Source organism: Anaerolineales bacterium, assembly GCA_015075625.1.
GTDB lineage: Bacteria > Chloroflexota > Anaerolineae > Aggregatilineales > UBA2796 > UBA2796.
Window position 1 is genome coordinate 1,165,832 of sequence record JABTTZ010000001.1, and the last position, 14,570, is coordinate 1,180,401.

At 62.1% G+C, this 14,570-nt stretch carries 7 protein-coding genes; 4 read left to right on the forward strand and 3 right to left on the reverse strand.

Features of this window, described 5'->3' with window-relative positions; all coding sequences use genetic code 11:
* The first annotated feature begins 159 nt into the window (after nt 1-159).
* The 3 genes from HS103_04915 (at nt 160) to HS103_04925 (ending at nt 5,857) form a co-directional block, all read left to right on the forward strand.
* The gene (locus HS103_04915) at nt 160-372 is read left to right on the forward strand and encodes a hypothetical protein (GenBank protein ID MBE7512140.1); all 213 of its coding nucleotides are present in this window, start codon (nt 160-162) and stop codon (nt 370-372) included.
* A gap of 327 nt (nt 373-699) precedes the next feature.
* Nucleotides 700-2,970, forward strand: coding sequence for a CopD family protein (locus tag HS103_04920; protein MBE7512141.1), 2,271 nt, complete (start codon nt 700-702; stop codon nt 2,968-2,970).
* 172 nt (nt 2,971-3,142) lie between these two features.
* Nucleotides 3,143-5,857 (forward strand): hypothetical protein, encoded by a 2,715-nt coding sequence (locus HS103_04925; GenBank protein MBE7512142.1) that lies wholly within the window; start codon nt 3,143-3,145, stop codon nt 5,855-5,857.
* A 487-nt stretch (nt 5,858-6,344) separates the two neighbouring features.
* Here HS103_04925 and HS103_04930 read toward each other — a convergent pair whose 3' ends face one another.
* From HS103_04930 to HS103_04940, 3 genes are read right to left on the reverse strand one after another with little or no spacing between them, the layout of a single operon-like run.
* Nucleotides 6,345-8,360, reverse strand: coding sequence for a hypothetical protein (locus HS103_04930; GenBank protein ID MBE7512143.1), 2,016 nt, complete (start codon nt 8,358-8,360; stop codon nt 6,345-6,347).
* A 3-nt stretch (nt 8,361-8,363) separates the two neighbouring features.
* Entirely contained in the window at nt 8,364-9,497 is a 1,134-nt protein-coding gene (locus tag HS103_04935) for a YkgJ family cysteine cluster protein (GenBank protein ID MBE7512144.1), read from the reverse strand.
* A 13-nt stretch (nt 9,498-9,510) separates the two neighbouring features.
* Nucleotides 9,511-9,714, reverse strand: a complete 204-nt coding sequence (locus tag HS103_04940) for a hypothetical protein (protein ID MBE7512145.1) — start codon at nt 9,712-9,714, stop codon at nt 9,511-9,513.
* 1,060 nt (nt 9,715-10,774) lie between these two features.
* Between HS103_04940 and HS103_04945 the strand changes: the two genes are divergently transcribed.
* Nucleotides 10,775-14,566, forward strand: a complete 3,792-nt coding sequence (locus HS103_04945) for an SH3 domain-containing protein (protein ID MBE7512146.1) — start codon at nt 10,775-10,777, stop codon at nt 14,564-14,566.
* Nucleotides 14,567-14,570 lie beyond the last annotated feature (4 nt).

Genomic DNA, 14,570 nt, shown 5'->3' on the forward strand with positions numbered 1-14,570 from the left:
TAATGAGATACGCTCGCTTGCTTGTCTCTCGAATGGGGAGGGGAGAAGAAAACGAGTACCTAGTGAAAAGTATAGCAAAGAACAAGAGGGCATGAAACACCGGAACGAAAGAATCGTTACGCGCTTGTGATAGACGCCACAAATTGCTAGACTATGAGGATGATCATCTTTCCTTTGGCGCATGGTGCGCTTGGCGCTTTTGACGAAGTGTTCGCGCTTTTGGCGGCGGGAGTGTTCATCTTGATGTTCGTTGCCCCCACCCTGAATGCCCTTCTTAAAGGAAATAAAGGGGAGGGGAAGGCGAAAACAACGAACGATCCGACGATGACGGCGCCCCCCAACGACGACGAAACAACCTATCGCCTCGATTAGCGGGTGGGTCTCTGCTATCCATTCCCAATGTGTGGGGCTTAAAACAAGTGCGGGGCGCCCCTACGGGGGGGAATGGCGCGGGGCTAAAGCCCACGCGCTAGGAATGATCACCCCGTTGGGGCTTAAAACGAATGCGAGGAGAGCCTCTTGCCTTTCAAGCCCCGTAGGGGTGGTCAATTTCAGCCTGCTGCTTTAGCGGCAGGCGCGGGCGGACGGACGGCACAATCAACACAATCGCATTTGTTTGCCTTTCCCTGCTCTCAGCCCCGCCCTTTCGGGTGGGGATTTCTTGCATTCGCATCGTCAAAAGACCCTCAATAGACGCTCATGATCCCCAAAAAAATGCGACAGTTTGCCTTTCTGCTGCTTTTTGCCCTTCTTTGCCTGCTCCCCACTGGGGAACGCAGCGACGCACACGGCTACCTGATCCGTCTTTACCCCGAACCCCGCGCTATTCTGGAACGCCCGCCATCCCGCCTGCACGCTTGGTTTAGCGAGGGGCTAGAGCCGCGTTTTTCTTCACTCGCCCTTGCCGATGAGCGCGGCAACCCGATTGACCTAGCCGAAAGCGGCGTTCTGCCTGCCGCCCCTAGCCAACTGAGCGCCCGCATCCCGCAGACGCTCCCCGATGGTACCTATGTGATTACGATGCGCGTGGCGTTTGCCAGCGATGGGCATGTCTTTACTGAACGGATTGTCTTTTGGGTGGGCAAGGGGAACGATTTCAGCCTCGAAAGTGAAAGCCGCCGCGCCGACCCCCTGGAGATTCTCTGGCGGGCGGTGAGCCTTCCGGCATTCGATGTGCTGTTTGGCGCATCGCTGCTTTATACTCTGGTGCTGCTGCCCGCGTGGGGCAATCCGCGCCACAAAGCGGGCGGGCTGCCGCCGCGCCTCATGCGCCGCCTGACGTATATCGCATGGGCGGCGGTCATCGTGGCGGCGGCGGGGACGGCGCTTGCCATCGTCCAGCAAACGTCCGCCCTCTTGGGCGTTGATCTCGGCACAGTCCTGCGTGAAGGGCTGATCAGCGTGGTCATGAGCGGGACGCAGATTGGCGACACGCTTCGGGCGCGGCTGATCTTCATCGCTATGGCGGCGGGCTTGCTTGGCGCGGCGGGTTATGTGGCAAACCGCGTCCCGCTGCTGGTCGCCCCCTTGTGGACGACGATCAGCCTTGCCGCTGCCTTCGCCCTTGGCACGCTCAGCCTGAGCAGCCACGCCGCCGGAGTCGATTTGTGGCTGCTTCCGTCTATCATCGCCCATTGGCTGCATCTTTTGGCAACAGCGGCATGGGTTGGCGGGCTGCTGACTCTTGCGGCGGCGATTCCCCCCGCCCTTGCCCCCCTTCCCCCTGCCGAACGGCACAGCGCCATCCGCGCCGTGCTTCGCCGCTTCAGCCGCTTTGCGGTGGGAGGGGTGGCGCTTTTGGTGGCGACAGGCATCTACAACAGCGGGCTGTGGCTGCGCCGTCCAGAGGACGCCTGGACAACACCTTACGGGCTAACCCTTCTGGCAAAGATCGCGCTGATTGCCCCGCCGCTCCTCTTGGCGTTTTACCATCACCTCGGCAGCGCGGAAGACGCCCTGACGCAGCGCTTTGGCGCGTGGGCGGGGCGTGCTGCGCAACGGCTGACAACCTTCGGACGGACGATCCGCCTTGAGGCGATCCTTGCCGTCGTCGTCGTGGTCGGGGCGGGCGTCCTCGCCGCGACGCCGCCCCCTATCCCCACAGAAACGGCGGGTGGAACACTCCCCACCCAAAGCACAATGGTCGATGGGGTGCTGATTACCCTCCGCCTTGATCCCGGCGCAGCGGGGGCAAACGCCTATGAGGTGCGGCTGGAGTCGCCCGCTTCGTCTGCCGCGTCCGATTCAACGGCGCTAGGCAAGGCGTCTGTTTGGGTGCGTTTCGTCTACCCCGCCCTTGATCTGCGCACCGCACCGATTCGCTTTGACAGCAGCGGGGAAGGTACCTACCTTTTTGCTGGCGCGGAACTGAATCGGGCGGGGATGTGGCAGACCGTGATTGATTTGGAACGAGACGGGCGCTTCACTCGCGCCGCCTTTATCTGGGAGATTCCGGCAGTCCCCGCCAGCCTTTATGTGCGAACGGCAAGCCTCTACAACCTGTTCGGAGCAGCGCTGCTGATCGCCGTGATTGGCTGGCTGAGCCTTCCTCCACTCGTCCGGCGGGTGTGGCGGCTTGATCTGCACCCCGGCGCCGCGTTGATCGGAGTCAGCCTCGCCCTTGTAACGGGGATCATCCTCGTTGTGGGTGTCATTCTGATCACGCGCTCCACTGAACAGATCGATCAGCTTCGTTACCCGCCGCCGGAGGTCGTCAACCCCATTGTGCCAGATGGCGCGTCGCTTCAACGTGGAGCGGCGGTGTGGGCGGTACACTGTGCGGCGTGCCATACCGCAGAGCAGCAAGCGCCCTTTTCGCGCACGCTCAGCAGCCGCCGCGATGCCGCGCTGCGGCGGGCGATCTTGGGCGGGGTGGGGGCGATGCCTGCCGTGCCACTGAGTGAGGATGAGGTATGGGCGGTGATCAGCTACCTGCGTAGCCCGCCCTTTTTCGGCTTGTCCAGTAACTAAGTACCGCCACAATGAACAGGCGGCATAGCGCATGATCCCGCTGCTTTAGCGGCGGGCGCTCACGGGCGGCGCGGGGCGCAATGCCTTGCGCCCCTACGGGAATTACACTGTCAACAGACCCTAGTTGCATATCACGGGTAGGATAGCGGGACAAGCGAAGGATCATTCAACCGTGACCGACAGACCATCACTCCACCACGCCACCTACCCCCTTGCCGCGTCGGGGGCGGTCACCCATTGGCTTGCCTGCGGCACGCTGACGACGCCCATCAACGAGGCGCTGGCGAAGGTATTCCCCCCTAACGCCCCTACTTATGGACAAAAGGGGCGCTGGCGGATGAATTTTTGGGCGTGGCACAGGGACGTTGCCCGCCTGAAAAAACAAATCTACCGCCACCTACCACCTTTCCAGTGGCAGCCGATGGCGCGTCCCGTCCTTGATGCCGAGGGAATCGGCGGCTTGCCCTGGCGGTACGCCGCAGCCGAGGCAGACGAGGTGATCGATTTCAGCCTGTTCAATTTCACGCCGGCGCGGATGCAAGGCTGGCTCTTTGCCCTGCTTCACGCCGAACGGCGGATGACCCTCCGCGCCCACCTTCTGACCATTGGACCCGCCCGCCTCTGGGTGAATGGGCGCTTGCGGCATATCGACCCCGGCTTTAGCTATGTCGCGGTGCAGCGCTGCACGCTCCTGCTCCACCTGAAGGAAGGGCTGAACGAGGTCTACCTGCAAGGCGAGATGCTCGGCTGGCGCGAGGCGCGGCTGGCGTTGGGGCTGCACCTCAACCCCGCCGAGGCGCTGTCGGCGGTGCGCGTCGAACTCCCGCTAGGGACGGTGGATGCGGCGGCATGGGCGCGGGCAGAGGAATACATGAACGCGCTCATCGTGGATCGTTTCTTCCTTGCCAATGGGGAAGGGGTACTGCGCACAACGCCCGAATGGGCGGGCGATCCCATCACCGTAACAGCAGAGATCGCCCTCCCCACGCCAAAACAACCCTGGGCGATGACGAATCAGACGAACCTTCCAGTAGGGCGGGCGGCGCTCACAGTGAATCGGGACGCTCCGGCTGATCTCCCCCTGACCGAGGCGGTAAAGGCAGCAATGGCGGCGACACCGGGCGAAAACACCCTCACGCTCACCCTCCGTCCCGCCGATGGAACGCCCCTCGCTATTCACCGTGAGGTTTGGGGGAGCGCCAACCCTTACCGTCACGCCCCTTACGGGACGTATGAGGGGCGACGGCGGGAGGCGCTTGAACACCTTGCCGCCATGCCCTATGACCTTCAAACGGCGATGGCGGCGGTGCATCTGGGACGGATGGCACACATCCCCTCGGAGGCGGTGGCGACAGCCTGCCACTTCATGAACAACCGTCAGGACTGCGCCGATTTCTACGCTATTGGCATGTTGGCGGCGCTGTACTGGTATCCAGAGGCGCTTTTGCCGAAAGATCGGGCGCATATCGAGCAGACTTTCCGGGCGTTCAAATTCTGGCTGGATGAACCGGGCGTCGATGGCATGTGCTACTTCACCGAGAATCACCAAGTGTTGTTTCACGTCACGGAATACCTTGCCGGGGCGCTGTGGCGGGATTGGACGTTCACTAACAGCGGGCGCAGCGGCGCCGATCATGTTCGCCTTGCTGCCCCGCGCATCCGCAATTGGATTGGGCGGCGGCTGCAAGGGGGCTATTCAGAGTGGGACTCGAACGCCTACCTCACCCTGGATGTGTTCGCTATGCTCGCCCTTGTGGAGTTTGCCCCTAGCCGCACCATCCGTCAGATGGCGGCGGCGCTGCTGGACAAAACCTTTTTCATGATCGCCTGTCAATCCTTCCGGGGAACGTTGGGCAGCACGCACGGGCGCTGCTATGTCAGCGGGCTGAAATCGGGGCGGGTGGAGAACACCTCCCCCTTAGGGCGCATCGCCTGGGGGATGGGCATTCTGAACGGGGAGACGCGGGCGACAGGTCTTTTGGCGCTGGCACGGACATATCGCCTTCCTACGGTCATTCAGCAGATTGGGGCGCATCTGCCGCCCGTCTTGGAAACCCGCGCCCGCCACCGCGCCGCCTTCCGCCCCAAATATGACTGCCAACGGGGAGTCTGGGATGTGACGACGCTCACCCGCCGCACCCCCGATGGGATGCTCTCGGCGGCGCTCAACCACCGCCCCTATGAATTCGGGATTCAGGAACACCTCTGGCAGGCGACGCTCAGCCCAGAGGCGGCAATCTTCACCACCTATCCGGGCAACGCCCAAGAACACGGTCACGCCCGCCCCAACTTTTGGGCGGGGTCGCTCACCTTGCCCCGCGTGGGGATGCACGGGCGGACGGTTCTCGCTCATTATCAGGGGATGCCCCATGCGGGGTTGGGGTATACCCACGCCTATTTCCCCACCGCAGCCTTTGACGAGTGGTATCTTGCTGATGGGTGGGCGTTTGCCCGCGTTGGGGAGGGTTACGCCGCACTATGGGGGAGCGGCGATCTTCACATGACGGCGCAGGGACGCCATGCCTATCAGGAAGTGCGCCTTGCCCCCGCACCCGTCGCGATGGGCAACTCGTGGCTTGACTCCTGGCTTTGCCATATCGGGAGCAAGGCAGAAGATGGATCGTTTGAGACGTTCATGCGCGGGGTGCGGGCAGCCACCCCAGAGCAGCGGAATCAGACTCTTCGTTGGACGACGCCCGAAGGAGAGCGGCTTGACTTTGGGGCAGCGCTGAGCGAGCCGCTGACCGTGAATGGGGCGGCGGTGGATTGGACGACCTTCCCCCATTATGGGAATCGCTATACCGAGACACCCTTAGGGGCGGCGGCGATGACGATTACCCATGAGGGGGAGTCGCTCAGCGTGGCGTTGCGGCGGGGAGGCAAATGAATAACGCACCTTACGCAGTTGAGTTTGTTCACCCCGTATTCATCGAAAGGGGCAGATTTGAGGGGGAAGTCCCCTCAAAAAAACGGATTCCCCCTTCTCCCACAGGAAAAAGGGGAATAGGGGGATGAGGGCTATCTCTTTCTGTGGCTATCTTCCTGATGGACGACTAAGTACCGTCACAAAAGTCCTTTGGGGTAAAGAAGGTAGAACAATCGGTGCAGCGATGCCTTTTAAGCCCCGAAGGGGTGGCTGTTTTCAGCCCGCTGCTTTAGCGGCGGGATCATGCGTTATCCCGCCTTTTCACTGTGTTTGTACTTAGGTTCTGTTAACAGTGTAATTCCCGTAGGGACGCAAGGCATTGCGCCCATCGCCGCCGGTGAGCGCACACTGCTTTAGCAGCGGGCTAAGAATGACCACCCCACGAGGCTTAAAAGGCAAAGACGCCGTTCGTCGTTCCCTTTTTCCGTTCACGGGCAGGCGGCAAGGGTTAGAACGTCCCCGAACGAACCTCCGCACAGTGCGCCCAGGTCAGGGTGACCCCCTTCGGAAGCCCGCTGATCTCGTTCTGAAGTGCGCCCTCACGGGTGTAAAACCGATAGGTCAGTGTCCCGTCTGGGTCATTTTTCTGTCTGAGAAAATGTGCCGAGTTCGCCGCCCACACAATACTGACATCCCGCCCCGTTTCCTGATAGCGCGGGTTTCCCTCTGCATCAAAGAGAACCCATTGATCCTCTTGACCGGGCAAATCGCCCGCCACGCTGAGGATGCCCCGCGTGCGGTCTGGGGACATGCTCAGGCGGCTGATGCGCCGCCCGCTCAGCGTCTGAGGAATCTTCAGATGGTAAAGCCTTTGCCCCTTTGGGGTATAGCCCACGCTCGCCCAATCCGGGGCGGTGGGATCGCTGCTGCTGATTTCAATTTCGGTGGTGCCGGGCAAAGTCACAATGCGTATCGCTGATCCGGTATAAAGGGGAGTGACGCTGCCGTTTTCCACATCCAGCACGGCGGCGCTCTGAACTTCCCCGATAGTGCGGATTAACCGGTAGCGAGGGTGGGTGAGGGTGCTGATTTGCATGTCCTCGGCGCTCTCATACTCGGTGGGAAAGCTCACCGGATGGCTGATCCCTTGCTCAAGGTCAACCCATGTCGCCCGTGAGCGGCGATCCTGTGGGTCGAGCCAATTCACAAGCAGTCGTCGCCCATCGTCCGTTTCGATAACCCGCTGTACACGCACACCAGACAAAAAGGGCGTCAGCGTTCCGCCATCGGGGGAGAGCCAATAGAAGGTCGTCAGGTACTGGCGATCCAGCGCCCGGACAATGGTCGCGGCGCGGGGTTCATCCGGCTGCCGCGCTGTGCTGCCCGAAACGGTGATCTCGCGTTGGCTGTCCAGCAAAGGTTGAATCACCCCATCGGCAAGGCGATAGCGGTAGAGCGTATCCATGCCTTCGCTGCGGACCCCATAGACAAGATGCGCTCCATCGAGAGTCCAATCGCCATGCGTGATCTCCCCGACCACCCCTGTGGGGGGGCGAATCGTCCGTTCGACAACAAGGGTATCTTTCTCGAAGTGGGCAATGTCCAACTGGATACCGTCCGCCCCGCCCTTCCGCAGCAAAACGCGCACCCCATCGGGCGACCAGCGCGAACGCACCTCGGTGATCCAAAAGGCATAGGCGCTGCCATGTACAAAGCCTTTGGGGTGAACAAACAGCACATCGGCATCACGGCTTTGGCGGGGGATGTAATAAAGCGTTATGCCCGTCCCCACCGCCGCACGTTCGCGCACCGTCCATGAATTCGTGGCGGGAAGGCGCTGAGTGCCAACGGCGGCGAAGGCGGCAGCCGACCACAGTTCTACCCATGTCCGGGGGACGTTTCCCCCCTGCCGAAAGCCGAGCAGAAAATGGCTGCTATCGCCCGACCACGCCAAAAAGTCAATGGTGCGATCCGATCCGCCAAGCGGCGCAAGGTGAATCGCCTTGCTCTCTGGGACGCTCAGCATCAGAACGTTTTTCCCCTCTAGGGTGCTGGCAAGCAGAAGGAACAACCTTCCATCCGGCGACCACACCGTTCCCCCCATCGATTCACTGATTGGTATAGGGAGAGGGATTGTCACCCAGGCTGCCTCTGCCGTGTTGGGGACGGCAGAAGGGGCGCTAAATTGAAGCGTATCCAACAGGATGGTATTGCCCCGCCACGATGCCCTCAGACGGGCGACCCACGTCCCCTGACGGTTCGCCCCGCCGATATACCGCGCCCGCAAGGGGAGCGCTATCGCCGGATCGTGCGTGCGGGCAAATCCGCCGCTCACCGTATCCAAGAGATAGACGGCGCCCCGTCCGCCGCTGCCCGTCGTGTTTTCGGTGTAGAGGTAGATACAGCGCAGCCCATCCTCCCTCGCGCCGGATTGACCAATCCCCCGCGCCATGATGACCAATCCCCCACACAGGGAAAAGACGACGAGGAGGCTAAGCGTTCGGCTGCGGGCGCGACGGAACATGGCTCAGCCGTCCTCGCTGAGGGCAACCAACATCGCCTGCTGCTTGCCCCATGTGGCATTGGAGGAGGGCAAGCCAAAGATCGTCAAGGCATCGGAAAAAAGATCGTTGATCGAATGCCCAAACGTCTCATCATGTTGATCAAACGCGCCAGCGAAGGCGTTCAAGCCAACGGCGAGGGCGATCACCAGCCCCGCCCATGCTCCCCGTGCCGTCGTCCAATATGCCGCCTGCCGCCCTTGAAGGAACTGCCCCGCCAGCCACAAGCAAAACCGGACGACCTCCGAGGGGGTGAATGCTTCGGGAAGGTCTCGTTTAAGGGGTAAGCTGACCGCTGGCAGCCAGCGCATCACCCGCGCTGTCAGCGCCTGTCGCGGCAGCGAGAGCGGCGATTCAGATCGTTCACCCTCCAGATCAGCATGAAAGGCGGCGATCAGATTAGCAACAAGCGCCAAAGGTGCATCAGCGGGGAGGGACTCATCGGCGGGATCGGCAATGGTCAAGATGAGCGCGGCGGTCTGCCGTAGATTGCCCCAAAATTCCGCCAGAGTCGCCGCCGGACGGCATAAGATCGCGGCGATCTGTCCCTGCCAGGCGAGGAAATCGGTGTAAAGGATCATCGTCGCTGCTGTCAGCCTGACCGTTTCCGCCATGCTCAGCATTCCCGCCGCCGCGCTGAGCAGTTCACGTGCTTCGAGGGGATCAAGCGGTGGGTCATCCGCCGCCGCCACAACCTCCCACAGACGCCGACAGCCAGAATTCACCGAAAGATGAACGCCATCGGGGGCGGCAATGCCTTGTAGGGGAAAGACCTGACAGGCGAGGGGTTTCACCGCCATGCCCGCCTCTTTGTGTATCACGCAGAGGTTATCCGCGCCGAGGAACACACAGCCGCCGCCAAGCGCTTCGGGGCGTTTCGTCAGGATGTAGCGGTTTCCTTCACGGCTGACGAACGGGAGATCGGGCGGGACGTTGTGCAAGAGAGGACGCCATACCTCAAGGGCAAGGCGCTGCGCTTCGGCATCGCTGAGGCTGACGGTGAAATTTCGACAACTGCTCCCGCATTGGCGGCAGCGGTGACGCGCCCCTTCAGCAAGACGGATCGGCGCGTCTGGCGGGATGGGGCGGTTCGTCGTCATGGGGATGGACTTCCTATCCGCTGCGCCCCTTGCGATCTTTTTGGGCGCGGCGCAGCCAATAAGCGATTGTACCACCGTCGGCTGATTCAATGAGGAACAGCCCGCCCACCAGAACAGGGGCATTGCCACACAGAACACCCCATCCTATGAGCGATCCCGCCGCTAAAGCAGCGGGCTGAAACTGACCACCCCTTCGGGGCTTGGAAACCGCAACCATCAGGACAGCCTAGATTCTGTTGATAGTAGGGGCGCAATGCATTGCGCCCAGTGTCGTCCGTCAGCACCCGCCGCTAAAGCAGCGGGCTGAAACTGACCACCCCTTCGGGGCTTGGAAACCGCAACCATCAAGACAGCCTAGATTCTCTTGATAGTGCAATCCCCGTAGGGGCGCAATGCATTGCGCCCAGTGCCGTCCGTCAGCACCCGCCGCTAAAGCAGCGGGCTGAAACTGACCACCCCTTCGGGGCTTGGAAACCGCAACCATCAGGACAGCCTAGATTCTGTTGATAGTGCAATCCCGTAGGGGCGCAATGCATTGCGCCCAGTGTCGTCCGTCAGCACCCGCCGCTAAAGCGCGGGCTGAAATTGACCACCCCTTCGGGGCTTGGAAACCACAACCAGCAGGACAGCCTGAATTCTGGTTGATAGTGCAATCCCGTAGGGGCGCAATGCATTGCGCCCAGTGTCGTCCGTCAGCACCCGCCGCTAAAGCAGCGGGCTGAAACTGACCACCCCTTCGGGGCTTGGAAACCGCAACCATCAAGACAGCCTAGATTCTGTTGATAGTGCAATCCCCGTAGGGGCGCAATGCATTGCGCCCAGTGTCGTCCGTCAGCACCCGCCGCTAAAGCAGCGGGCTGAAACTGACCACCCCTTCGGGGCTTGGAAACCGCAACCATCAGGACAGCCTAGATTCTGTTGATAGTGCAATCCCCGTAGGGGCGCAATGCATTGCGCCCAGTGTCGTCCGTCAGCACCCGCCGCTAAAGCAGCGGGCTGAAACTGACCACCCCTTCGGGGCTTGGAAACCCTTCCCTCGTAGACAGGGGTAGGGCGCGGACACCCCAGGCGGTGTCCCTACGGGGTGGGGGGGAACACATGGGGCGGTCTAGAAGGATTGCATAAGAAATGTACACAGATTGCCCATCAAAGCCCGTCACAAAAAGGGAAGCGTTGCCCAAGCGTCACCTGCGGAGAGTTGACCGACTCCTCTGTCTGATCTAGACTGTGTAGGAAGTTTGTATGGAAGCAACCCTTCCGAAAGAGGACGGCAACCCATGCCCGGACGAGGATCAAATGTAAGTCGTTGGCTGCCGATCATGGCGCTTGTCGTCGTGGTCATGGTTGGTGCGGTGGTGGTGGGGGCGCTGCTCTCACGGGCGCTGATCACCGAACAGCCCCAAGAGACCGCAACGGTGGCGCCGCAAACGCCCACCGCCGAAACCCCTATCGCCATGAGCGACCTGCCCGAAGTTGAAATCCGCGCCCCTAGCGACAACGCCGAGGTTGTCCTCGGTGGGGAGGTGGGCGTCTATGTTCGGGCGGTGGACCGCATCGGGGTGACGCGCATTGAGATGCGGGTGAACAACCAGCCGATTGATTCGGCGGGATCGCCCGACCCCAACGGGGCGCTTGTCCTCGATAGTATTCTCTCTTGGACGCCCACCACACCGGGACGAAACGTGATTCAAGTGGTTGCTTACCGAGGCGGTATTGTGGGCAACCCCAAGACGATCACCGTGACGGTGCGCGATAACGCCGCGCTGCCCACCCAAACGCCGCCCCCGCCCGGAGTGACGCCGCTGCCGCCAACCTTCACGGCAACGGCTGACCCCACCTGCCGTGTGCGCATCAACAGCAGCGGGATCAACGTCCGGCGCGGACCGGGCTTGAATTACGAGGTGATCACCTCCCTCGCCTTTGCTGCCGTTGTTCCCGTGACGGGCATCAGCCCTGACGGTGCGTGGTATCAGGTGAACGCCGTCGGCTTCATCGGATGGGTGAGCACCCAATTTGTGACGCCGCTCGGCTTTTGCGGCGGCATCGGCGTGATCGCCCCGCCGCCCTCGCCCATTCCCGCCGGCGGGACTCAAGTGGTGATCTTGCCCACGTGGACGCCCTTTCCCACGCTGCCGCTGCCGACTGCCACCAGCACGATCCCCGTCGTCGTCCTTCCCACCCTCACGGCGACGATCTACATCCCGCCACAGCCCGGACAAGTCTCCGTTGGCGACCTGACCTCTACCGCCATCTATGCCACCCAAACAAAATTGGCGCAGATTCCTTCGCCGCTGCCGACGAACACGCCGACGGTGACGCCGCTCCCGGGTGAGACAGTTGCCCCTACGGCAACGCCATCGGACACGCCGACGGTGACGCCGACGCCGCTTTTGCCCGATGTGATCGTCAGCGCGATTGACCTCGCCAGCACAACGGTGATCCTTGATGCGACAACGCGCCAAGCGACGCTCCCCGTCAAGGTGACGGTGAAAAACAATGGGCAAGCGCTTGCCCCCACCTTTGATGTGGCGCTCCGCCTGTTTGATGGCACGGCGATCACGAAACGGACGACGGTTGTCCTTGATCTTGGCGCCGAAACGACGCTCGATTTTGATGTGACCTTCAAGACCGAAGGCGTCCAGACGCTCACAGTGATTGCCGACAGCACAAACGGCGTCCCAGAGAGCGACAAGACAAATAATGTGGCAACCCGCGAAGTGACGGTTATTGTGGCGACGGTGACGAATCCCACCGCCACCGCCACCCCGACGGATACGGCGACGCCCGATGTGACGGCAACGCCCATCCCGCCAACGGAAACCCCCGTCCCGCCCACCGAAACCTTGATTCCGCCGCCGGATACGGCGACGCCAGAGCCAGAGACGGCAACGCCGGAAGCGCCAACAACGACGCCAGAGCCAGAGACGGCAACGCCGGAAGCGCCAACAACGACGCCAGAGCCAGAGACGGCAACACCGGAGGCGCCAACAACGACGCCAGAGCCAGAGACGGCAACACCGGAAGCGCCGACGACAACGCCTGAACCCCCCACCGAAACGCCCATTCCGGCAACGGCAATGCCCTCGATCAGCGTCCAGCCAAGCTGCACGGCGGAACTGGTCGCCTCGTTCGTCCTGATCAACAACGGCGGGGCGATGAGCGCCCCGACGGCATTCACGATAACGAACATAAACGGGGCGGTGGTCTTGGCGGGCGGCGATCTGCTCATGGAGGCGGGCGGCAGCCGCGTCCTCACGGTGCAGGGCGTCTCCGGCGTGCTGACGCTGAGCATCCCGCAGTATCAGGTCTTTGCGCAGGCGGACTGCCCCGTGCCAACGGCAACGGCTGAACCGCCGACAGTGACGCCCGAACCAGCCACCGAGACACCCATCCCGCCCACCGAGACGCCCATTCCGGCAACGGCAATGCCCTCGATCAGCGTCCAGCCAAGCTGCACGGCGGAACTGGTCGCCTCGTTCGTCCTGATCAACAACGGCGGGGCGATGAGCGCCCCGACGGCATTCACGATAACGAACATAAACGGGGCGGTGGTCTTGGCGGGCGGCGATCTGCTCATGGAGGCGGGCGGCAGCCGCGTCCTCACGGTGCAGGGCGTCTCCGGCGTGCTGACGCTGAGCATCCCGCAGTATCAGGTCTTTGCGCAGGCGGACTGCCCCGTGCCAGCCACCGAGACACCCATCCCGCCCACCGAGACGCCCATTCCGGCAACGGCAATGCCCTCGATCAGCGTCCAGCCAAGCTGCACGGCGGAACTGGTCGCCTCGTTCGTCCTGATCAATAACGGCGGGGCAATGAGCGCCCCGACGGCATTCACGATAACGAACATAAACGGGGCGGTGGTCTTGGCGGGCGGCGATCTGCTCATGGAGGCGGGCGGCAGCCGCGTCCTCACGGTACAGGGCGTCTCCGGCGTGCTGACGCTGAGCATCCCGCAGTATCAGGTTTTTGCGCAGGCGGACTGCCCCGTGCCAACGGCAACGGCTGAACCGCCGACAGTGACGCCCGAACCAGCCACCGAGACGCCCATCCCGGCAACGCCCATGCCAGCGATCAGCGTCCAGCCAAGCTGCACGGCGGAACTGGTCGCCTCGTTCGTCCTGATCAACAACGGCGGGGCAATGAGTTTCCCGACCAGTTACACGGTGGTTGATAGCAGCGGCATCCCGCTCTTGGGAGGCAGTGATCTCCAATTGGAGGCGGGTGGAAACCGCGTCCTCACGGTGCAGGGCATCCCAGGCGTGATCACCCTGAATGTGCCGGAATATCAGCTTGTCTCACAGGCGAACTGCCCGCTCCCAACGGCAACCCCCGAACAGGCGACGGCAACCCCAGAGCCAAGCGTAGACATCGTTGATCTGGGTGCTGTTGCCGTACAGCCGAGCTTGAACAATCAGACACAGCAAATCATGCGCGGGATTCACGCCCTCTGGCTGCAAAGCGGCGGGACGGGGAATGATTTCAGCCTGACCGGAAACGGACTGCTGCTAGGAATCAGCGATCTCTACAGCCAAAGCGCGAACTTCGATCAATATGCCGGACTTGCCCAGAGCATCCTCGATAACTACGGGGCAGCCGTCCAAGCGCTGCAAGGGCGCTATGGGCAGTGTAATGCCGGCACGCCGATCCAATGCCCGCAGGGAAGGTCGCCGCTCGTCTTTATCGATACCGTCAGTGTGGCAATGCAAACGGGAACGCCCGTCGATACCTATCGGAACGATCTGACGGCGCTCGTGGGGCAGTTGGCACAGCAAGGGATGATCCCCGTCCTTGTGACGACGCCCGGACGCGCCGATGATCAGGCGCTTGCCACCTACAACACAGCGGTGTTCCGCGTTGCCGAGGCAAACCAACTCCCATTGTTCAACCTGTATGGAATTGGGGCGGTCAATCCGGCGCTGCTGGACCCCTTCGGAAAACTGACCGACCCCGGCGCCGGCGCACGGGCGGACTTTTCAGCCGGGGTATTGGCAACCTTTGGGGTGAACAACGCCGTCCTTGAACTGATGACGCTTTTGGAGGAGGTGCGCACGACGATCTTCACACCGTAGCCCC